The following is a 22096-nucleotide window of genomic DNA, read 5'->3' as shown; positions in this document are numbered from 1 at the left end:
TAGAAAAGGAAAGACATGACAGAAGAAAAACAACAAGACATACAAGCACAGGAATATGATGCCAGTCAGATCCAGGTTTTAGAAGGCTTAGAGGCTGTTCGGATGCGGCCAGGGATGTATATCGGTTCCACCTCTAAAGAGGGGCTCCACCACCTGGTCTGGGAAATCGTCGATAATTCAATCGATGAGGCCTTGGCTGGTTTTGCTAGCCAAATTGATGTCTATATCGAACCAGACAACTCCATCACAGTCAACGATGATGGTCGGGGAATCCCAGTTGATATTCAGGAAAAAACAGGTCGCCCAGCAGTGGAGACAGTCTTTACGGTTCTGCATGCCGGCGGAAAGTTCGGCGGTGGCGGCTACAAGGTTTCTGGTGGTCTGCATGGGGTCGGCTCTTCTGTTGTAAATGCCCTATCGACCCAGTTGGATGTTCAGGTCCATAAGAATGGCCAGATTCATTTCCAAGAATACCGCAGGGGGCAAGTTCTTTCAGACCTGGAGGTTATCGGTGAGACTGACCGGACAGGTACAAGGGTCCACTTTACACCAGACCCTGAAATCTTCACAGAAACAACCGAATATGACTTTGCTAAGCTCAATAAGCGGATTCAAGAGCTGGCCTTTTTAAATCGGGGCTTGACGATTACCATTACAGACAAACGTCCAGGTCTAGAGCAGGAGCAGACCTACCACTATGAGGGAGGGATTTCAAGCTACGTCCAATACATCAATGAGAATAAGGATGTTATCTTTGAAAATCCTATCTATACCGATGGTGAAATGGACGACATCACGGTCGAAGTAGCCATGCAATATACTACTAGCTACCATGAAACGGTCATGAGTTTTGCCAATAATATCCATACCCATGAGGGGGGAACCCATGAGCAAGGTTTCCGGACGGCCCTGACTCGGGTTATCAACGACTATGCCAAGAAAAATAAGCTCCTCAAGGAAAATGAGGACAATCTGACGGGTGAGGATGTCCGGGAAGGTTTGACAGCTGTCATTTCTGTCAAACACCCTAACCCACAGTTTGAAGGCCAGACCAAGACCAAGCTAGGAAACAGCGAAGTCGTCAAGATTACCAACCGTCTCTTTAGCGAGGCCCTATCAGACTTCCTCTTGGAAAATCCTCAGGTAGCTAAGAAGATTGTCGAAAAGGGAATTTTGGCTTCCAAGGCTCGGATTGCTGCCAAGCGGGCCAGGGAAGTAACTCGGAAAAAATCAGGTTTAGAAATTTCCAACCTGCCTGGTAAGCTAGCGGACTGTTCTTCCAACAACCCAGCAGAGACCGAATTGTTTATCGTAGAGGGAGATTCAGCTGGCGGATCAGCTAAGTCAGGGCGTAATCGGGAATTTCAAGCCATTCTGCCCATTCGAGGCAAGATTCTCAATGTTGAAAAGGCTAGTATGGATAAGATTCTGGCTAATGAAGAAATTCGTAGTCTCTTTACAGCCATGGGAACTGGTTTTGGAGCTGATTTTGACGTCAGCAAGGCCCGCTATCAAAAGCTAGTCATTATGACCGATGCCGATGTGGACGGAGCCCATATCCGGACCCTTCTTTTGACCTTGATTTATCGCTATATGAAGCCAGTCCTTGAGGCAGGCTATGTCTATATTGCCCAACCGCCAATTTATGGGGTTAAAGTTGGTAGCGAAGTCAAAGAATACATCCAGCCAGGGGCCAACCAGGAAGAAGAACTCCAAGCTGCCCTGGCTCGTTATAGCGAAGGTCGTTCCAAACCAACCATTCAACGTTATAAGGGGCTGGGAGAGATGGACGACCACCAACTCTGGGAAACGACCATGAATCCTGACCACCGCTTAATGGCCCAAGTGTCAGTTGACGATGCTGCTGAGGCAGACAAGATTTTTGATATGTTGATGGGGGATAGAGTCGAGCCTCGTCGTGAATTTATTGAGGAAAATGCCGTTTATAGTACGCTGGACGTTTAAAAAAATACGAAAAATTCGCATTTACCAAGAAAATTATGATATAATCATTATGATTGTTCTCAAGTAATATTATTGAGTTTGGATGAGTCAAGTCCTTTGACTTACTACTATCCTAACATCTTATATAAGGAGTTTTATATGTCTAGTGGACTAATTATTCTGATCATTGTTATTGCAGTAGCGCTGATTGTGGCCTATCTTGCTGCTGTTTTACTAAGAAAGAGAAATGAGACCTTGCTGGAAAAGCTGGAGGAGCGTAAGGAGCGTCTTTACAACCTGCCAGTCAATGATGAGGTAGAGGCTGTCAAGGGAATGCATCTGATTGGCCAAAGTCAGGTTGCCTTTCGTGAATGGAATCAAAAATGGGTGGACTTGTCCCTCAATTCCTTTGCTGATATTGAAAACAACCTTTTTGAAGCAGAAGGCTATAATAATTCCTTCCGTTTCCTCAAGGCCAAGCAGGAAATTGATAATATCGAGAGTCAGATTGACTTGATTGAAGAAGATATTACCGCCATTCGTGATGCCCTGGCTGATTTAGAAAAGCAGGAGTCCAAAAATAGCGGTCGTGTCCTTCATGCCCTGGAACTCTTTGAAAAATTACAGGTTTCAGTTGCTGAAAGGATGGACGATTATGACCGAGCCCTGCCAGAAATTGAAAAGCAGTTACAAAATATCGAATCTGAATTTTCTCAATTTGTGACCCTCAATTCTTCTGGAGACCCTGTTGAGGCCGCAGAAATCTTGGATAAAACCGAAGACCATATCTTGGCTCTGACCCATATCGTGGACAAGGTACCGGCCATTGTCAAAGAACTGGTTGGCAAGCTACCTGACCAATTGGAAGATTTGGAGTCAGGCTATCGCAAGCTTCTAGAAGCCGACTATCATTTTATGGAAACTGATATTGAGGCCCGCTTCCAGCAGCTTCATGACAGCATCAAATACAACCACGATAATATCGCAGCCCTTGAATTGGACAATGCCCAATATGAGAATGAGCAAATTCAAGAAGAAATCAATGCCCTTTACGACATCTTTACCCGAGAAATTAAGGCTCAGGCTGTCGTTGAGAAGTTGATTAAGAACCTGCCTAACTATCTGGCCCACACCAAGGAAAACAACCAACATCTCCAAAGTGAAATCGACCGCCTCAGCAAGCTCTATGTCCTAAGCGAGGAAGAAACCAAGCATGTTCGAGACCTGCAAAGCGAGTTGATTGCCTTAGAGGATGTAGTCCTAGGTGCCGTAGAAAATTCAACTGGCAGCAAGCAAGCCTTCTCTGAACTTCAAGAGTCTCTGGAACAAATCCAAGAGCGCTTGAAGGAGATTGAAGATGAGCAGATTGCGCGTGGTGAAAGTCTAGCTAAGATTGAAAAAGATGATGCCCATGCTCGGCAAAAAGTCAATATCTACATCAACAAGTTGCACACCATCAAACGCTATATGGAAAAACGCAACCTGCCAGGTATTCCTAAGAGCTTCTTGACCGTCTTTTTCACAGCAAGCAACAATACAGAAGCCCTGCTGGCTGAATTGGAGCAATACCAGGTCAATATTGAAACGGTCAACCGGCTCCTAGATATCCTAACTAATGATATCCATGAGCTTGAGTCTGAGACCTACCGTATCGTTCAAGACGCTACCCTGACTGAACAGCTCTTGCAGTATTCAAATCGTTACCGTTCCTTTGATGAGGGAGTTCAAAAGGCCTTTAATAAATCCTTGAATCTCTTTGAACATGATTATGACTACGCAGCCTCCTTTGAAGAGATTTCTCAAGCCTTAGAGCTGGTAGAGGCAGGAGTAACGGAGCGTTTTGTCAGCTCTTATGAAAAAACACGCGAAAATATTCGATTTTAAAAAGTAGGCTAGCCCTACTTTTTATTTTTAGTTTACTTCTAAGTAAGCCAAAGGGCTTAAATCGGGCAAGGCAAGCACTTGCTTTGGCCTTGCATTCATGCTTGGCCGACTTGTTTTACAGATAAAATTCTTGTATAATACAAGCAAAGTGTCAGAAAGGATTAGATATGAGACAGGTAAAGGGTTTACTCTTGATGGATGTGGATAGCACCCTGATTCAGGAGGAAGGAATTGATTTATTAGGAGCCAGGGCAGGTCTGGGCCAGCAGGTGGCTGAAATTACCGAGGCTGCCATGCGGGGAGACTTGGATTTTGAGGCTGCCCTGCGTCAGCGGGTGGCCTTGCTCAAGGGGCTTCCCCAGACAATTTTTGAGGACATCTATCCAGACCTTCATCTAACGCCGGGTGCCAGAGAGATGATTGCTGAGCTTAAAGAGCGAGGTTTTAAGATTGGTTTGGTTTCAGGCGGTTTTCATGAGACAGTTGATCGTCTGGCCGAGGAGCTCAATTTAGACTATGTCAAGGCCAATCGCTTGGAAGTAAAAGAGGGTCTACTAACCGGTCGCTTGCTGGGTGACATTGTGACTAAGGAGGTTAAAAAAGCCATGCTAGAAAAGTGGGCCCAGGAAAATGAACTGGACTTGTCCCAGACTGTTGCAGTTGGTGATGGTGCTAATGATCTCTTGATGATTCAGGCAGCCGGAGTAGGAATTGCTTTTAATGCCAAACCGGTAGTGCGTGAGCAAGCATCTTATCAGATTGACGTTCCCGACCTGACCCAGGTTTTAACTATTTTAGATAGATAGAGGCAAGCCATGCATATTTTGATTGCGCCCGATTCTTTCAAGGGCAGTCTTGGAGCTCCAGAAGTAGCCCAGGCCCTAAAAGAGGGTTTTGCGGTAGCCCTGCCCCAGGCAACCTTTGATTTGCTGCCTCTGGGGGACGGTGGTGAGGGAACCATGGCTATCTTGGCCCAGGCTAAGGGCTTTAAAAAAACAGAGAAACAGGTGACCGGCCCTTGGGGTCAGGATTTTATGCTCACCTATTACCATAAGCAAGAGACGGCCCTTCTTGAAATGGCTGACTTAGTAGGCTTAGCCTCTATTCCCCAAGCTAAGAGAAAGCCCCTGGAACTGCAAACCAGGGGGCTAGGAGAGCTGATTCGCTTTTTGGCCAGCCAGGGCTTCAAAAAGCTTTATCTAGGACTGGGTGGCTCAGCAACCAATGATGGTGGCCTTGGTCTAGCGGCGGGTTTGGGTTATGAATTTTTCGACCAAGACCAAGAACTGCTACCAGCCATTGGTGCTTCTCTAGGCAAAGTCGCCTTTATTTCGGACCAGAAAGTGCCAGCAAGCATTAAAAATCTCCAGATTTCGGTATTGACCGATGTGACAAATCCACTCTGTGGACCTAAAGGGGCGACCTTTGTCTTTGCCGGCCAAAAAGGTTTGTCTGAGAGCCAGTTTAGAGAGGTTGACCAGGCCATGGAGAACTTCTACCAAATGGCCAATCCAGCGATTTTTTCTGTAGCAGGAGCCGGAGCTGGTGGCGGTCTGGCGGCAGCCTTAGTCACTTTTGCCGGCGGGCAAATTGTTTCTGGCATTGACACTTGTCTAGATTTATTAGGGTTTGACCAGAGAGTAGCAGTAGCTGACCTAGTGATTGTGGGTGAAGGCCGCTTGGACCGTCAAAGTCTGGCGGGGAAAACTCCTATCGGTGTCGCTCGACGAACGCCTCAAGGGACACCCGTTATCGCTATTTGTGGCAGTCTTGCGGCTGATTTGCCTTCCTTTCCTCTAGAAAATATAGTAGCGGCTTTTCCCATTATCCCAGACTTGGGTAATGAGGCTGCAACCTTTGCGGCCAGCCAACAAAATCTCATTCGCACAGCACGAAATATCGGGAATTTACTGCATTTAGGAAGTATAAAATAAAGGTTGGGAACAAAGCCCAACCTTTTTCTTACAATTTATCTTATAATAAATATTCCCAAATTCCGGTTTGCTGCACCGTAGCTTATCCTCATTTTACCTACTACATCTGAAATGCCGTTATCCAAAAGCATATCGCGGCTATAAATGAAAGTGGAGTCATCACATATTTTTCTTTCCTACTTTTTGAAATCATGTTCATAATCGTATTCAAAGACAGGTAAAAGGCAAAGAAGAAACAAATATATTTAGTGACCGTAAAAGACAACCACAGGGGAATAAAACCTCCGGCTTGTAAAATAATAATCATTGCAAAAATTTGGATAAGCACCGAAATGATTGCTGCAACTCTAAATTTCTTAGGTAGGATTTTATGTTGTCCACCCATGGTAAATTCGCCCAAGGGCAAACCGCAAGCAACAAGAACGGTCATAGTTGCTATAAGTCCAAATATTACTGCACCTAGTATTGAAAACATAAACTGACATTCTCCTTTCGCAAAATATAAAAAATTTTAATTACAAATTTAAAATTTGAAGGCTTTATACTAAACTAGATAGAATATAAAAATTGTTCTAGACTAAATCCTAAGGGTGTTCATAGAAAACTAGGTCGTCAATTCACAGATAGGTTTAACCACAAATTGTGGTCCTTCATAATGCTAGAAAAAGCCCAGAGTTTTTCAAGATTTGTCATTATTGAAAAAGCTTTTTCCAAAAAGATTGTTTTTGGGTCTTTTTTTCTGGGGTCTTGTCTTGGAGCAAGTCGGGGTACTGGGTAAATAAATCCTTGTTTTCAGAGACTACCGGCTGGTCGGTATGGATGATTAGACCGAAAGGGGAGTGCTGGCAATTGCTGGAGACAATAGTGACGTCAGAACCCAAGTCCCTGGCAATTTTCATATAAAAAATCTGTAAACTGCTGTCTACTTGGGGAGAAATTTTGAGCCAAATTGGCTGATATTGAGTCTGAATCCGAGTCAGAATTTCCCTAAAGTGGGCCTTTAAAAGTGGGTTTCCGATTTCTTCCAGGGCAACACTTGCAATGACCCGTTCGGCAAAGGTTTCCAGATATTTTCTTTGCTCATCGGGCTTTAATTTGAGATTTCCCTGAGCTTTTTTTATAATGGTTTGATTTAAGTCCGTCATGCTTTAAGTATAGCATAAAAGATCTAAATAACCAAGATTGGGCCTCTCCCTACTTTTTGCTAATGAGAGGAGAAGAAGAGGAATGAAAGCGTTTGCTGTAAAAGGGAGAGAAAAAAACAGTCAAAGAGCCTATTTTTTCTTGAAAAAAAAGCGTTTTTAGGTTATGATATGAGAGTAAATAAATTTAACTCAAAGGAGAGTAAGAAATGTCAATTATTACTGATGTTTACGCTCGCGAAGTCCTAGACTCACGCGGTAACCCAACACTTGAAGTAGAAGTTTATACTGAATCAGGTGCTTTCGGACGTGGAATGGTTCCATCAGGAGCTTCTACTGGTGAACACGAAGCAGTTGAACTTCGTGACGGAGACAAGTCTCGTTACCTTGGTCTTGGTACACAAAAAGCTGTTGATAACGTAAATAATGTTATTGCGGAAGCTTTGATTGGTTACGATGTTCGCGACCAACAAGCCATCGACCGCGCAATGATCGCTCTTGACGGTACTCCTAACAAAGGTAAATTGGGTGCTAACGCAATCCTTGGTGTGTCTATCGCCGTTGCTCGTGCAGCTGCTGACTACCTTGAAATCCCACTTTACAGCTACCTTGGTGGTTTCAATACAAAAGTTCTTCCAACTCCAATGATGAACATCATCAATGGTGGATCTCACTCAGACGCTCCAATCGCTTTCCAAGAATTTATGATTGTACCTGCTGGTGCACCTTCATTCAAAGAAGCTCTTCGCTGGGGTGCTGAAATCTTCCACGCTTTGAAGAAAATCCTTAAAGGTCGTGGTTTGGAAACAGCTGTTGGTGACGAAGGTGGTTTCGCTCCTAAGTTTGAAGGAACTGAAGACGGTGTAGAAACAATCATCGAAGCTATCGAAGCTGCTGGTTATGTTCCAGGTAAAGACGTATTCATCGGATTTGACTGTGCATCATCAGAATTCTACGACAAAGAACGTCAAGTATATGACTACACTAAATTTGAAGGTGAAGGAGCTGCTGTCCGCACTGCTGCTGAGCAAATCGACTACCTTGAAGAATTGGTAAACAAATACCCAATCATCACTATCGAAGATGGTATGGACGAAAACGACTGGGACGGATGGAAAGCTCTTACCGAACGTCTTGGTGGACGTGTTCAATTGGTTGGTGACGACTTCTTCGTAACTAACACTGAATATCTTGCTCGTGGTATCGAAGAAGGAGCAGCAAACTCAATCCTGATCAAGGTTAACCAAATCGGTACTTTGACTGAAACATTCGACGCTATCGAAATGGCTAAAGAAGCTGGTTACACTGCCGTTGTATCACACCGTTCAGGTGAAACTGAAGATTCAACTATCGCTGACATCGCAGTTGCTACCAACGCTGGCCAAATCAAGACTGGTTCACTTTCACGTACAGACCGTATCGCTAAATACAACCAATTGCTTCGTATTGAAGACCAACTTGGTGAAGTAGCAGAATACCGTGGATTGAAATCCTTCTACAACTTGAAAAAATAAGACATCAGTCTAAAGAAAAATCGATTAGCCTAGGCTAGTCGATTTTTTGCCAGTGTAAAAAGTGGATTGAGGTGATAAAGATGCATACGATTCAAGAAATTTATGAAAAATGGCATGAATATGCTAAGGGAAAGGATACAGAAGCACTGATTGCATTATATGCAGAGGAGGCTATTTTTGAGAGTCCTTTGGTACCAGCTATTCTGGATATAGAAAACGGCGTTTTGGAAGGAAAAGCTGCTATTCGTCATTTTTTAGAAGAAGGCACTAAACGTCGTCCCAATGAATTGGTAAAGTGGTTTCGGACGGGTGAGTATTTAACGAATGGAAAGATTTTGATGTGGGAATATCCAAGGATGACAGATGACGGTGAACAAATTGATATTCTTGAAGTTATGGAAATTGAAGAAGGGTTGATTAGTAGGCACCGAATATATTGGGGTTGGAAGGGGTGCATGATGATAAGCCCAGCTTTATCTAAGTTGTTAAAATAGCCTCAATATATAGGTGTGATGGATTTATTCTAATAGAAATGAAAAAATCCGATTTGATAACTAAAAAATGGTCCTTGATAGACCATTTTTGTTTTGCTAGATATATCGAATAACTGCCTGGCTAGTCTGACGGGTTTTAGGACTAGGTGTTTCAGCGCGATAGCCAAAGCCTGCCATCAGAGATACTTTGAAGTGCTTGCTATCTAAAATGCCTCTCTCAGTTAAAAGTTGCTCGACTTTTTCTTGGTTGAATCCTTCGATGGGACAAGAATCGATTTTTAGGAGAGCAGCAACAGTCAGCATATTTCCTAGGGCAATATAGGTCTGCTTTGAAGCCCAATCCTCCAATTTTTGTTCGTTTTCAAGTAACTTAAAATCCTCCTTTTGGAAGTTTTCAAAGGCTTTTCTTTTATTGATGACGACTTGTTGGGGTAGTTTTTGTACCTGGTTCATCATCTGGTCAATAAAGTCTGAATGATAAATCATATCAGAAGCCTTACGGGAAAGGATAATTAGGAAATGGCTTGCTCCTCTTAAGCTATTTTGAGCACCCCAAGCAAGAGGAAAGAGGTCATTTTTTAAGTCTTGGTTCTCTATGACTAAAAATTGCCAGGGTTCAAAGCCAAAAGAACTAGGTGAAAGTCGTCCCGCCTCTAGAATTGCTTGGAATTCATGTTCTGGAATTTTTTTATGACTATCAAAAGATTTGCAGGCATAACGAAAGTGAAATGCTTGAAGTATTTCATTAGCTTGAATGGACATGGTTAAGTCCTCCTTTATTTCTTATTTGATAAAATTATAACATGCTTGTTCTTTTTCTTGAAGAAGGCAAATTTTTTATATATAATATATAAAAAGTTACTTAGATATATTTTTTATACTGAAGGGAAAGCAATGAAATCAGAGAAATGTCAAAATCAACCATGCCCTGTTGAGACAACCTTAAAACTTATTGGTGGCAAGTGGAAGGGGCTTTTAATCTACCGTTTACTGGATGGTAAGAAACGTTTTAGTCAATTACAAAAGCTCATTCCTAGCATCACTCATAGGAGTCTTAGTCTGCAGTTGAAAGAATTAGAGGCTGCTGGTCTTGTTAAGAGGACAGTTTACCCAGAAGTGCCACCCAAGGTTGAGTATGAATTGACAGTTTTGGGCCAGTCCATGAGTTCTATCATTTATGCCATCTATGACTGGGGCAAATTCTACCAGGAAGGGCATAAGTAGCAGTCTTTAAAAATAGCTCTAGTTCAGTTGACTAGAGCTATTTTTTCTCAAACTTACAAAATTGTCATTTTGAAAACCTTTTCTGTAAGCAGAAACGATGGTTGTTTGATAAGATTTATCCTATAATAATTTTAGGAAATCAATTAAACGAGGTTATGAAAATGAATGTAAAAAAATTTGCTACGGCATCTAATTTAAAATATTTGGCCGCTTTTTGTATGTTCTTGGACCATATCCATGAGATGTTTGCGACAGCTGGTGCCCCCTCCTGGCTGACCATGCTTGGGCGGATTGTCTTTCCAATCTTTCTCTTTTTGGCGGCAGACTCCTTTTACTATACTAGTAATCGTAAGGCCTATATGAAACGTCTTTATCTAGCTTATGCTGGCATGGTTCTGCTAACAGCGCTTCTAACTAGCATTTTCCCGACGGACCGAATGATGCTGGCCAATAATGCCTTCGGTACCTTTTTTATGACCGGGCTTTATATCTACTCCTATGATTTGATGCGGGCGGCCTTTCAAAAGGGTCAAGCTAAACTTTTCTTTAAGGGCCTGGGGCTGGCTGTGCTCCCTCTTTTGACTTTTGGTCTTTTCTTTCTCTACCAACCTGTCTACCAATTCTTGCCTTATTGGCTGGCTCGACCTGTGGCCATCTTACTAGGACTTATACCCAGTCTATTTACAGTTGAGGGAGGCTATATTATGGTTGGCCTAGGGCTCTTCTTTTATATCTTCCGCAAGCATCGCTGGCTTCAACTAGCGGGTTTGGTAGCTCTATCAGTCTACATCTATCTACTAGATCCGATTTCCCTCCAATGGATGATGGTTTTTGCGGCCTTGCCAATGGCTCTTTATAATGGCCAAAAAGGTTCAGGCAGCAAGTCCTTCTTCTACATTTTTTACCCTAGTCATCTGGCCTTTCTTTATATCTTATCCGTTCTTCTTTTGGGTTAGGGGAGATAAAAAAGTGGGGAAGGAGGTCTTCTACAAAGAAGCGCCTTCATCACTTAGAGGTTGCCAAAACTAGGCACCCAAGGGATAGCCTAGTTTTTAGCTAGGTCCCATCCATTGCTAATACAGAGGCTGGAGACTTTTTGTCTCGGTCTCTTTTATTATGGTTTTAAGTTGGAAAAAAGAAAACCGCTAGCGAAGCTAACGGCGGGTAAGATTTTTTTGCTAGTTATTTCTCAAAAGCCACGCAAACCGCTTCTGGGACATAGAAGTCGTGGGAAAGCTCGGTCAGTTTGCCAGTTTCTGGATTGCGTTTAAAGACGGTGGCATTATCTGAGTCTTGGTGGACAGCGATAAGGTAGTTTTGGTCGGGTGTGATATTGAAATCACGGGGATTGTTGCCTTGGGTCGGAACGATTTCGACCAGTTCCAGCATACCGTCTCCGACAATCTTGTAAACAACAATCGAATCATGGCCACGGTTAGAGCCGTAGAGGAAGCGGCCATCAGCCGAAAGGCGAAGAGCAGCTGTTCCATTAGGTCCTGTATAATCTTCTGGTAGGGTAGAAATGGTTTGTAGGTGTTCAAAATCTCCCATGCCATCATAGGCCAAAACCTCAATAGTCGAATTTAATTCGCAGATAAGGTAGGCCATCTTGAAAAAGTGATGGAAAACGATGTGGCGGGCTCCTGCACCAGGAGCAGCCTGGTAGCTACCGAGTTTGCTAATCTTTCCTTCGGGGCTGACATCGTAGGTGATGACCTGATCAGTCCCCAAGTCACAGGTAATCAGGTAGTTGTCGGGGGTTAAATCGCTAAAATGCACATGGGCTGAAGCTTGATTTTCGTGAGGCCCATGACCTTGATGTGTATCCGAGTCAGCCAGGGTCAAACTGCCATCTGCCTGCTTTTGATAGACCAGGACCTGTCCCTTATGGTAGTTAGCCCCGTAGACTAGTTGGCGTTTTTCATCGACTGCCACATAGCAGAGAGGCGCACCTTCTGAGACAAGGTGATTGATGACCTGTCCTTTTTGATCAAGGGCAACAATTCCTCCTTGGCCGTCTTTGGAGCCGACCGAGTAGAGATGGCCTGCCTGGTCAAAGGCTAGATAGGTCGGACTAGGTTCTGCTGCGACCAGGGTCAGCTGGCTTAAGTGGCCACTTGTAGGGTCAAGGTCTGCCTTGTAAATTCCTTGGGAATTTCGGCGAGTATAGGTTCCAAAATAGACAGTTTGAGTCATAATTCACCTCACAAAATTTTACTATTTTTATTATAACATAAAATTGATGAAAGAGTTTCCATGCTTGTTAACAAGCATTTTTCAAAAAATACAGAAAAAATAGATGGGGGGTAGGAAGGTCTTAGAAGGCTTTGTTAGAATAGAATTATTCTTAAAGATGATAAAGGAGACCCATCATGAAACTAAAAAAAATAAGTATTCTTACCCTAGCCCTTTTAACTTCTAGTTTGGTCCTGGCTGCTTGTGGACAGAAGAAAGAGGCTGATAGTAAGGCCCAAAATGAAAAAAGTGTGGATATCAATAAAGATGCTATTGATACCAAGACCAAGACTGTCAATGGTAAGGAAGTCAAGGAATACACTATGCCAGATGGCAATGTTGTCCAAATCCCGGCAGACGGTGAGGTTCCTGATTCGTCAGGTTCAGCTGAAAATGGTGACTCTAGTTCCAGCCAAGAATAAGGCTTGATAGACTAAGGATGGAGGATATATGGTTCAATTAAGAAAAATGAGCCCTAAAAGAAAGATTCTACTAGCCAGCTCTTTGGTCCTAGCAACGGCGGGTATAGCTGGATATTTCGTTTATCAAGGGCAAAGTCAAAGCCAGCAGACCCAGCTTAGCAATCAGGTGGATTCTTTGACAGTCAGAGAAGCCGTTGATAAGAGTAAAAAGACCAACCTAGTTTTGGCTGGAGAGGTGGCTGCTAATAATAGTAGCAAGATTAAGATTGACTCTACCAAGGGAGAAATCAAGGAAGTTTTTGTTAAAAATGGTGATACGGTAACTGCAGGTCAGCCCCTCTTCCGCTATTCGACTGCCCAGGAGTTAACAGCCCAGTCAGCCCAGTATGATGCCCAAATCAAGTCCAATGCTATTGCGGCAGCCCAGAGTACAGCCTCCCTCAAATGGGAGAGCTACCAACGCAAACTTGCCGAGGTCAATGGATTGAAAGACAAGTATAACAAGTCCAATGACGAATCTCTCCTGGAGCAGATTAAAACGGCCGAAGAGGCCCTAGCTCAAAGCCTAATCGATGCTAAAAATAGTGATAATGAGGTTAAAAACGCCCAGATTGAAGCCGAAAAGGCTCAGGTTACAGCTGATACGGAGAATGAGCGGACCAAGTATGATACGGTCCATGCGGATACTGCAGGGACCATTACCTCTCTAAATGAGGACCTGCCCAAGCAGTCCAAGGCCAAGAAAGATGAAGAAACCTTTATCGAAATCCTGGACAAGTCTAAGACCCTGGTCAAGGGAAATGTGACTGAGTTTGACCGGGAGAAATTGGCTCTGGGTCAAAAGGTTGAAGTGGTGGACCGCAAGGATCCTAAGAAAAAATGGACCGGTACGGTGACCCAGGTTGGAAGTCTGACCAATGAGGCCAGTGCTAGCGGTGGCAATAAACAAGGGCAACAGGAAAACCCTAACCAGTCTAAATATCCTTATCGAGTTGAGTTGGATCAGGCAGACAATATGCCTCTGATTGGCTCCCACACCTATGTCAATGTCCTAGATAGCTCGGTTGAGCCGGGTAAACTAGCCCTTAAGTCCTCCTATACCTTTAGTAAAAATGGTAAGACCTATGTTTGGAAGATTAAGGACAAGAAGATTGTGATGCAGGAAGTTAAGACCCAGAAAAAGGGTCAGGATTTGCTGGAAATCACTGAGGGCTTAAGCATGGAGGATATGATTGCGACCCCCAAGGCGGGGATGAAGGAAGGCATGGAGGTTGGGCAAAATGTTAAAGCTTGAAGGGATTCACAAGTCCTATCGGCAGGGAAGCCAAGATTTTCCCATTTTAAAGGGGATTGACCTCCATGTACGAGAAGGAGATTTTTTAGCCATTATGGGTCCTTCTGGCTCTGGGAAATCCACCCTGATGAACATTATTGGTTGCCTGGATAAGGCCAGTCAGGGTCGTTATGCCATTGAAGGGGCCGATGTGTCGGACCTTTCAGATGATGCCCTGTCTGATTTGCGCAATCAAAAAATTGGTTTCGTCTTTCAAAATTTCAATCTCATGCCCAAGCTAACGGCCTGTCAAAATGTTGAGCTTCCCCTGACCTATATGAAGATTTCCAAGAAGGAAAGAAGAGAAAGAGCCTTGGAAATGTTACGCCTAGTCGGTCTGGAAGAAAGAAGTGAATTTAAGCCCATGGAGCTATCGGGAGGGCAAAAGCAGAGAGTGGCTATCGCGCGTGCGCTCGTTACCAATCCTAGTTTTATCCTGGGTGACGAGCCAACAGGGGCGCTAGATACCAAGACCAGTGTGCAGATTATGGACCTCTTTAAGGAGTTTAATGAGGCCGGCAAGACCATTGTCATCATTACCCATGAGCCTGAAGTGGCGGAGCGGTGTAAGAAAACAGTGATTTTGCGGGACGGTAATCTAGAAAGCAAGCTCGATTAGAAAGGACCCTGCCTATATGGAAGATATTTTTGTAGCCTTAAACTCAATCTTATCACATAAGATGCGCTCAACCTTGACCATGTTAGGGATTATTATTGGGATTGGGGCCATTATCGCTATTTTCTCGATTATTGAGGGCAATAGTGAAAATACTAAGAGACAGCTGATTGGTGGCAGTAATAATAGTTTGAATGTGGTTTACAATAAAAAAAATGCCATCAATCCAGATATTCCCGATAAGGCCAATGCCAAGAAACCTCTCTATCTACCTTTTCTAGGAGAGGAAACCTTGGAGCAGATTAAAAAAATTCCAGGGGTTAAAAACGCGGTCTTATCCTACCAAAAGGAAAATCAAATCTATTACCTACAAAATAAGGCCACAAGCAAGGTCATTGCGACCAGTCAGAATATTGCTGAGGTCAAAAAGATGAAGACTACTAGTGGAGCGGATTTTTCAGACCCGGCCTTTAGGAATCAGGAGCAAGTCGTTTACCTAGAAAAATCCCTCTACCAGACCCTTTTTCCAGCTGGAGATGGCTTGGGGAAATACGTTGAAATAAAAGGCAATCCCTTTAAGGTTATTGGGGTTTTTGAGTCCAAGAAGGCTAGTGGCTTAACTGCCGGTACAGAAAATCTGGCCTATATCCCCTTGAATCAATGGCACCGGATTTTTGAAGAGATTGATGTCAGTCCAGAAGTGACAGTGCAGACAGAGCGGGCCGATGGTTTAAAACCAGCAGCCAAGAAGGTAGGTGACTATCTGAACAGTCTGGTCCCCGATTCGGATTATATGTTTGGAGTGATGAATTTAAGAGAGTTTGAGCGGCAGCTAACCAAGCTCAACCAGTCCAACTTTGTCCTTTTAGCTGGTATTGCCAGTATCTCGCTCTTGGTTGGTGGAATTGGAGTCATGAACATCATGCTCGTTTCTGTGACCGAGCGAACGCGTGAAATCGGGGTCAAGAAGGCCCTAGGAGCTAGACGTAAGGTGATTCTCAAGCAGTTCTTGATTGAGGCAGTTATTTTGACCCTGATGGGGGGCGTGATTGGCGTATTGGCTGGAATCATTTCCGGTTTAGTTATTACACGCTCGCTGGACTACCCTTATATTCTTTCTCTCTTTTCAGTCTTTGTAAGTTTGCTATTTTGTTGTATAATAGGAGTAGTGTTCGGTTTACTGCCAGCCGTCAAGGCTTCCAAGCTAAACCCAATCGAAGCCTTACGGTTTGAATAAGGGAGAAAAATGTGATTTAACTAGCCTGACCAGTGCTTTACCAATCTTTTACCAAGAAGGAGGGGGAAGAAGTAGACTAGTTGAAGGCTTTGTATCTTGTGTAATTGAACACGCCCTAAAAACTTTGAAAAACCACGAACGAAAGAGTTGTGACTTCAAGACGCAGTAGACATCTGTTTGTAGGCGACGCTCATGCTTGCCTACAAACTAGTTGTCCTTGCGGGGGTCTCACGACGGAGTTGTTAGCAACTCCTGTTTGGCCGCCTATTTTTTCTTCGTTTTTCGACATTTCACAAGCAAAACGATAATTTTTGCTTGTGAAATTAGTGCAGACTTTAGAAAGAGCACGCTAGTGGCTTTCGTTTCCTGACAGCGCTCTAGGCGCTAGACAGGAATAAGTCTGCGAACGGGCTCGTATCTTATGAAATTGAACTCGGGCTAAAATCCTAGTAAAAAAGACTCGCTTACCTTGCTTCATCGAAGCGGCACCGCGCTCCCTATTTTTATACGGATTTTTTAACGCCCTCATATCTTATGGAGGAATGATGTACAGAATTTTAGTAGTAGAAGATGACACTACAATTAACCAAGTCATCTGCGAGTTTTTAAAAGAAAGTAATTATCAGGTAAAGCCTGTTTTTGATGGTGGAGAGGCTCTGCGAGCTTTTGCGGAAGAGTCTTTTGATTTAGTCATTTTGGATATGATGCTGCCGACCATAAATGGTCTGGATGTGCTCAAGGAGATTCGGAAAAGTTCACAGGTTCCAGTGATGATTTTAACCGCCTTGGACGATGAATATACCCAGCTTGTCAGCTTTAATCATCTGATTAGCGACTATGTGACCAAACCCTTTTCACCTCTAATCTTAGTCAAACGGATTGAAAATATCCTGCGCCGCCAGGTGGTTGTTTCAGAAATCACGATTGGAGACTTGCAGGTGATTTTAGAGGATTGTACGGTCTATTGGAAGGGGGAAAAGATGACTCTGACCAAGAAAGAGTTTGAAATCTTGCAGGCCCTAGCCAAGAGAAAGACCCACCTGGTCACTCGCGATCAGCTCATGAATACTATCTGGGGTTATAGCGAGCTAGATAGTCGGGTCTTGGACAATCATATCAAGAATATTCGTAAGAAAATTCCGGGCCTTCCCCTAAAGACGATTACGGGGATGGGCTATAAGCTCGGAGGAGATGAAGAGTGAAAATCGTTAAGAAGAACTTCCTATTGACTACTTCCTTGATTTTTATCGTAGTAACGGTACTTTTGGCCAGTCTTTACTTTATGATGCCCTTTTACTATGAGCAGGTAAAGACAGCTGAGGCTAGAAATGAATTTGAGGAAATTCTCAGTCAGGTTGAAGGGAAGTCAACAGAGGACATGCTGGAGCTTTTGGGTGATTACAGTCAAAAGAGCAATCGTCTCTGGTTTACCCTCATGGATACCAATAAAAAGGTTTTCTATCCGACCGTAGCCGAGATAGATGCCAGCGACGAGTCCTTACAGTTAACGATATCTCCTAACTTTACGGCCAGTATCTACAAGAATAAATATCTGAGCGAAACTATTAAAAATAAGGCTGGCCAAACCCTGCTCTTGCAGGGTGAATATTCCTTGCAGCCTATCTCAGATGCCAGTCGCATTCTCCTGAAACTCTACCCCATGGTCCTCTTTTTTGCCCTGACCCTAGGAGGATTGGGAGCCTACCTTTACAGTCGGACTTCCAGTAAACGGATTAAGGAAATTTCTAGAAGTACCCGCCGGATGACCAGCTTAGAGCCCCAGGTGATTTGCCCCGTCAAGGGACGGGATGAAATTGCCGACTTGGCCCAGGATATCAACCATCTCTATGAGAATTTATTAACCAGTATCGAGGCCCTGCGCCTGGAAAATGAAAAAGTCGCTGAAAGTGAACGTGAAAAGGCCGAATTTCTCAGAATGACCTCTCATGAGCTCAAAACCCCGATTACCAGTATGATGGGCATGATTGACGGGATGATTTATGGGGTAGGAGAGTTCAAGGACCACGATACCTATCTCCACCGTTGTCGGACCATTCTAGAGGAGCAGGCCGAGCTAGTCCAGTCTATCCTAGCTATTTCCAAGTTAGAAATGAAGCTAGATGAGGATGAAGAAGACCTCTCACTCAAGAGTCTCCTTAAGGACAATTTGAGTAGCTATAAAATCTTGGCCGAGGTCAAGAAGTACCAGTTTGAGGTCGAGCTGGAAGAGCTGGAGATCAAGGCCAATAAGACCTACCTACTCAAGGCAATCAAAAATCTCTTGGACAACGCCTTTCACTATACCCGCCAGGCAGGCAAGATTCGTTTGAGCTTAGGTAAGGGCCAGCTGGTGATTGAAAATCAGGCAGAACGCCTCCTAGATGAACAGCAGATTCAGCAGATTTTTCAACCCTTTTATCGACCGGATTATAGCCGAAATCGAAAGGACGGAGGGACCGGTCTAGGCCTCTTTATCGTCCAGCAAATTCTGGAAAAACATCATTTCAACTATCGCTTTGAAGCAGTGGACGAATCCTGGATGCGCTTTACCATCTTCTTCTAAGCTAGCTCAGTAGTGGCTCCGGCTCTTGAACCCATCTAGGGATTTGGAAAAACAGCCGTAAGAGCAGACTTGTGACGGAGTCACTTTTAGGATTTAATAACAAAAAAGATTGGGGCCAAGGCCATTCTTGCCTCAATTTTTTTATGCTTAGAGTGATTTTTTTGACAGAATTTTTCTTAGAAAAATGCTACAATGAAAAGAGATAAACGAAGGAGTCATCATGAACAAAAAAGAGAGAAATTTTACTATGAGTTGGTTTTTCAGGTGGTTTGTAGATAATAAGGCGATTACCGTCTTTTTAGTCTTTCTCCTCCTGGGTCTAAATATTCTTGTCCTTAGCAAGATTAGTTTTATTTTCGTTCCGGTCATCAACTTTTTGAAGGTCATCATGCTACCAGTTATCCTGTCAGGCTTGATTTACTACCTAATCAATCCCATTGTGGATTTTATGGAAAAGCATAAGGTTAATCGCCTCCTAGCTATAACCATTGTCTTTATCCTGATTGCCCTCCTTTTGATTTGGGGTCTGGCAGTCTTGATTCCTAAGATGCAGGAGCAGATTTTTAGCTTTATTAAAAATATCCCCGACTATATGGAGCAGGCTGAAAGGGCCTTGGACGGCCTGGTTGAAAACCAGATTTCTGAGGAGCTTAGACCCCAGATTGCAGAGGTCTTTACCAAGTTTTCTTCCCAGTTAACCACCTGGGCTAGCTCTTTTTCTTCTCGAGCTGTCAACTGGGCTGGTAGCTTTATCGGGGCAACCTCCCAGGTCGTTGTTGCCCTGATTATCATGCCCTTTATCGTCTTTTACCTCCTTAGGGACGGGAAAAACCTTAAGTCTTATCTGACTAAATTTTTACCTAAGAATTTCCGGGAACCGACAGCCAAGGTCCTCAGTGAAGTCAATAGTCAGTTGGCCAACTATGTTCGCGGTCAGGTGACGGTGGCGGTTATTGTTGCCTTGATGTTCATTCTCTTCTTTAAGATTATTGGTCTGCGCTACGGGGTGACCCTGGGTATTTTAGCTGGTTTCCTCAATCTAGTCCCTTATCTGGGTAGTTTCTTGGCCATGCTGCCAGCCTTGGTCTTGGGCTTGATTGCAGGACCGATTATGCTCCTCAAGGTTATTGTTGTCTTTATTGTGGAGCAAACAATTGAGGGGCGTTTTGTCTCCCCGCTCATTCTGGGTAGCCAATTGAGCATCCATCCCATTACAATTTTATTTGTCCTTTTGACCTCAGGCTCCATGTTTGGCATTTGGGGTGTCCTGCTAGGAATTCCGCTTTATGCCTCCATCAAGGTAGTTGTCTCAGCTATTTTTGAATGGTACAAGGAAGTCAGTGGACTTTATGATGATAAGGAAACAGGTGAAGAAAGTGAGCAAGCACAATAGTCAAAAAATGCTTCTAGCCTTAGAGGAGCAAGATTTAGAGCAGGCCAATTCCTACTTTGAGCAGGCCCTATCTAGCGACACAAATGAAGAATTACTAGATTTAGCCGACTACTTAGAAAGTATCGGCTTTTTCCCTCAAGCCCAGCAAATTTATCAGAAATTATACCCCCTCTATCCAGACTTGGCCCTCAATCTAGCCAGTATTGCTAGTGATGATGGTGACTTAGAAGGGGCCTTTGCCTACCTTGAAGAAATTGCTTCCTCGAGCCCCCTCTATCCGGCCAGCCTACTAGCCAAGGCAGATCTCTACCAGCAGGAGGGATTAGCAGATGTGGCGCGTGAGAAAATTTTAGAGGCCAGTCAAATCTCGGATGATCCCCTGCTTATCCTAGCCCTGGCCGAAATAAACTTTGAATTGGGCTACTTTCAAGAGGCCATTAAGAATTATGCCAGCCTGGACAATCGTCTCATCTATCAAGAGGCCGGCCTATCCACCTACCAGCGAATCGGCCTTTGCTATGCCAATCTAGGAAAGTTTGAGGCGGCGATTGAATTTCTGGAAAAGGCCCTGGAGCTAGAGTATGATGAGGCTACCCTCTTTGAGCTAGCCTTACTCTTGGCTGACCAGAAGGAATACCAGAGGGCCAATCTCTACTTCAAGCAGCTGGATACCCTGTCCCCTGATTTTGAAGGTTATGAATTTGCCTATGCTAAGTCCCTACATGCCGAGCATCAGACGGAGCAGGCCCTAGAAATGGCGAAACAGGGCTTGCAGAAAAACCCCTTTGATAGCCAGTTGCTTCTCTTAGCCTCCCAGCTTTCCTATGAACTGCATGATCAAAAAGGAGCAGAAGACTACCTTCTCCGAGCCCAAGTCGAAGCCGATGATTTAGAAGAGGTCGCCCTGCGCTTGACCAATCTCTATCTGGAACAAGAGCGCTACCAAGAAATCCTGCCCTTTGAGCAGGAGGAGCTGGACAATGTTCTGACTCGCTGGAATATAGCAAGAGCCCATCAGGCCTTGGAAAATCTAGAGCAGGCCTTGGAACTCTTTAGGGATTTGGCTCGTGATTTAAAAGACAACCCTGAGTTTCTAGAGCAATTCATCTATCTCCTCAGGGAATTGGGCCAAGTCCAGGAGGCCAAGTCCTATGCTAGAAGCTATCTGGACTTGGTCCCAGATGATGTGTCCATGCAGGACTTCTACCAAGATTTGTAAAAAGTTTAACAAGCATCTCTTTTTCACCCCCTTCCTAATTGTGGTATAATGAGCTTACATTTCTCTGGCAAGGAAGTCAGAGGTGAAAGTAGCAGGAACTTTGCTTGAAAGAAAGCACAATCAAAATAGCCTCTAGCTAGGATAAGAGCTGAAAGCCAGGGTCCTATCAGATTAAAAGAAAAGAAGTAGAAAAAGGAGAAAACATGGCAGAGCCAGTCAAATTATTTCAATACAATACCCTAGGAGCCTTAATGGCCGGTCTTTACGGTGGAAGCATGACCATTGGGGAGCTCTTGCAATATGGTGATTTGGGCATTGGGACGCTGGACTCGATTGATGGAGAGTTGATTGTCCTAGATGGTAAGGCCTATCAGGCCAAGGGCTCTGGTGAGTTACCAGAAGTAGTCGAGGTATCAGACGAGGTCACCGTTCCCTATGCGGCCGTTGTTCCTCATCAGGCCGAAGTTATCTTCCGCCAGCGTTTTGAGATGAATGATCAAGAGCTGGAGCAGCGGATTGAGTCCTACTATGATGGCGAAAATCTCTTTCGCTCTATTAAGATTCATGGTGACTTCGCCCACATGCATGTCCGAATGATTCCCCGCTCGACCGATGAGCGACGCTTTGCTGAAGTAGCAGTCAGCCAGCCAGAATACCATGCTGATAATGTCTCAGGGACTATCGTTGGCTTTTGGACACCGGAAATCTTTAATGGGGTCAGTGTAGCCGGCTACCACCTCCACTTCATCTCCGATGACCACACCTTTGGTGGCCATGTCATGGACTATATCATCAAGGAGGGGGTGGTTGAGCTAGGAGCAGTTGACCAGCTAGACCAACGCTTCCCCGTCCAAGACCGCAAGTATCTCTTTGCCAAGTTTAATCTGGATGAGATGAAAGAAGACATTGATGCCGTTGAGTAAAGGCTTGCTCCCAGTCTAA

The 22096-nt window shown here is 44.1% G+C and carries 21 protein-coding genes; 17 read left to right on the top strand and 4 right to left on the bottom strand.

Annotation, left to right across the window (positions count from 1 at the left end; genetic code table 11):
- The first annotated feature begins 15 nt into the window (after positions 1-15).
- The 4 genes from gyrB to C4K46_RS01020 all read left to right on the top strand — a co-directional run bounded on the left by gyrB (position 16) and on the right by C4K46_RS01020 (position 5762).
- The gene (gyrB, locus tag C4K46_RS01035) at positions 16-1965 is read left to right on the top strand and encodes a DNA topoisomerase (ATP-hydrolyzing) subunit B (RefSeq protein WP_209626484.1); all 1950 of its coding nucleotides are present in this window, start codon (positions 16-18) and stop codon (positions 1963-1965) included.
- A 138-nt stretch (positions 1966-2103) separates the two neighbouring features.
- A complete protein-coding gene (gene ezrA / locus C4K46_RS01030; protein ID WP_209626482.1) occupies positions 2104-3828 on the top strand; it encodes a septation ring formation regulator EzrA in 1725 nt (574 codons plus the stop codon).
- A 167-nt stretch (positions 3829-3995) separates the two neighbouring features.
- Positions 3996-4634, top strand: a complete 639-nt coding sequence (gene serB, locus C4K46_RS01025) for a phosphoserine phosphatase SerB (RefSeq protein ID WP_209626480.1) — start codon at positions 3996-3998, stop codon at positions 4632-4634.
- 9 nt (positions 4635-4643) lie between these two features.
- Positions 4644-5762, top strand: coding sequence for a glycerate kinase (locus C4K46_RS01020; RefSeq protein WP_209626478.1), 1119 nt, complete (start codon positions 4644-4646; stop codon positions 5760-5762).
- A gap of 100 nt (positions 5763-5862) precedes the next feature.
- Here C4K46_RS01020 and C4K46_RS01015 read toward each other — a convergent pair whose 3' ends face one another.
- Positions 5863-6237 (bottom strand): hypothetical protein, encoded by a 375-nt coding sequence (locus C4K46_RS01015; RefSeq protein WP_209626477.1) that lies wholly within the window; start codon positions 6235-6237, stop codon positions 5863-5865.
- A 217-nt stretch (positions 6238-6454) separates the two neighbouring features.
- On the bottom strand, positions 6455-6907 hold the full coding sequence (locus C4K46_RS01010) for a DUF1694 domain-containing protein (RefSeq protein ID WP_209626475.1): 453 nt from the start codon (positions 6905-6907) through the stop codon (positions 6455-6457).
- Positions 6908-7113: 206 nt separating this feature from the next.
- On the opposite strand from C4K46_RS01010, the gene eno reads away from it, so the two are divergent.
- Both eno and C4K46_RS01000 read left to right on the top strand, forming a co-directional pair.
- Positions 7114-8418 (top strand): surface-displayed alpha-enolase, encoded by a 1305-nt coding sequence (gene eno / locus C4K46_RS01005; RefSeq protein WP_209626473.1) that lies wholly within the window; start codon positions 7114-7116, stop codon positions 8416-8418.
- Between the two features lie 80 nt (positions 8419-8498).
- Entirely contained in the window at positions 8499-8912 is a 414-nt protein-coding gene (locus C4K46_RS01000; RefSeq protein ID WP_209626471.1) for a nuclear transport factor 2 family protein, read from the top strand.
- A 96-nt stretch (positions 8913-9008) separates the two neighbouring features.
- Here C4K46_RS01000 and C4K46_RS00995 read toward each other — a convergent pair whose 3' ends face one another.
- Positions 9009-9674 (bottom strand): NAD(P)H-dependent oxidoreductase, encoded by a 666-nt coding sequence (locus C4K46_RS00995; protein ID WP_209626469.1) that lies wholly within the window; start codon positions 9672-9674, stop codon positions 9009-9011.
- Positions 9675-9806: 132 nt separating this feature from the next.
- On the opposite strand from C4K46_RS00995, the gene C4K46_RS00990 reads away from it, so the two are divergent.
- A complete protein-coding gene (locus C4K46_RS00990; RefSeq protein ID WP_209626467.1) occupies positions 9807-10136 on the top strand; it encodes a winged helix-turn-helix transcriptional regulator in 330 nt (109 codons plus the stop codon).
- A 161-nt stretch (positions 10137-10297) separates the two neighbouring features.
- Positions 10298-11092 (top strand): TraX family protein, encoded by a 795-nt coding sequence (locus tag C4K46_RS00985; protein WP_209626465.1) that lies wholly within the window; start codon positions 10298-10300, stop codon positions 11090-11092.
- A gap of 226 nt (positions 11093-11318) precedes the next feature.
- Here C4K46_RS00985 and C4K46_RS00980 read toward each other — a convergent pair whose 3' ends face one another.
- Positions 11319-12332, bottom strand: a complete 1014-nt coding sequence (locus C4K46_RS00980) for a lactonase family protein (RefSeq protein ID WP_209626463.1) — start codon at positions 12330-12332, stop codon at positions 11319-11321.
- 176 nt (positions 12333-12508) lie between these two features.
- Between C4K46_RS00980 and C4K46_RS00975 the strand changes: the two genes are divergently transcribed.
- From C4K46_RS00975 to budA, 9 genes are all read left to right on the top strand, one after another.
- Complete coding sequence (locus C4K46_RS00975) at positions 12509-12793, top strand: hypothetical protein (protein WP_209626461.1); 285 nt, start codon at positions 12509-12511, stop codon at positions 12791-12793.
- Positions 12794-12821: 28 nt separating this feature from the next.
- On the top strand, positions 12822-14087 hold the full coding sequence (locus tag C4K46_RS00970; RefSeq protein ID WP_209626460.1) for an efflux RND transporter periplasmic adaptor subunit: 1266 nt from the start codon (positions 12822-12824) through the stop codon (positions 14085-14087).
- Positions 14074-14745 carry an ABC transporter ATP-binding protein gene (locus tag C4K46_RS00965; RefSeq protein WP_209626457.1) on the top strand — a complete coding sequence of 224 codons (672 nt, stop codon included), beginning with the start codon at positions 14074-14076 and terminating at the stop codon, positions 14743-14745. The genes C4K46_RS00970 and C4K46_RS00965 overlap by 14 nt, the downstream gene beginning before the upstream one ends.
- 16 nt (positions 14746-14761) lie before the next feature.
- Entirely contained in the window at positions 14762-15979 is a 1218-nt protein-coding gene (locus tag C4K46_RS00960; protein ID WP_209626455.1) for an ABC transporter permease, read from the top strand.
- A gap of 545 nt (positions 15980-16524) precedes the next feature.
- Positions 16525-17181, top strand: coding sequence for a response regulator transcription factor (locus C4K46_RS00955; protein WP_209627098.1), 657 nt, complete (start codon positions 16525-16527; stop codon positions 17179-17181).
- Positions 17178-18542 (top strand): ATP-binding protein, encoded by a 1365-nt coding sequence (locus tag C4K46_RS00950; protein WP_209626453.1) that lies wholly within the window; start codon positions 17178-17180, stop codon positions 18540-18542. Before C4K46_RS00955 ends, C4K46_RS00950 begins: the two co-directional genes overlap by 4 nt.
- 220 nt (positions 18543-18762) lie before the next feature.
- Positions 18763-19935, top strand: coding sequence for an AI-2E family transporter (locus C4K46_RS00945; protein WP_209626451.1), 1173 nt, complete (start codon positions 18763-18765; stop codon positions 19933-19935).
- Positions 19895-21154, top strand: a complete 1260-nt coding sequence (locus C4K46_RS00940; protein ID WP_338059771.1) for a tetratricopeptide repeat protein — start codon at positions 19895-19897, stop codon at positions 21152-21154. Before C4K46_RS00945 ends, C4K46_RS00940 begins: the two co-directional genes overlap by 41 nt.
- A gap of 203 nt (positions 21155-21357) precedes the next feature.
- Complete coding sequence (gene budA / locus C4K46_RS00935; protein WP_209626447.1) at positions 21358-22077, top strand: acetolactate decarboxylase; 720 nt, start codon at positions 21358-21360, stop codon at positions 22075-22077.
- The last annotated feature ends 19 nt before the right edge of the window (positions 22078-22096 follow it).

This window comes from Streptococcus oricebi (assembly GCF_017883985.1).
Lineage (GTDB): Bacteria > Bacillota > Bacilli > Lactobacillales > Streptococcaceae > Streptococcus > Streptococcus oricebi.
The sequence above is the reverse complement of the archived record's forward strand: the minus strand, read 5'-3'. Positions and strand labels throughout refer to the sequence as shown.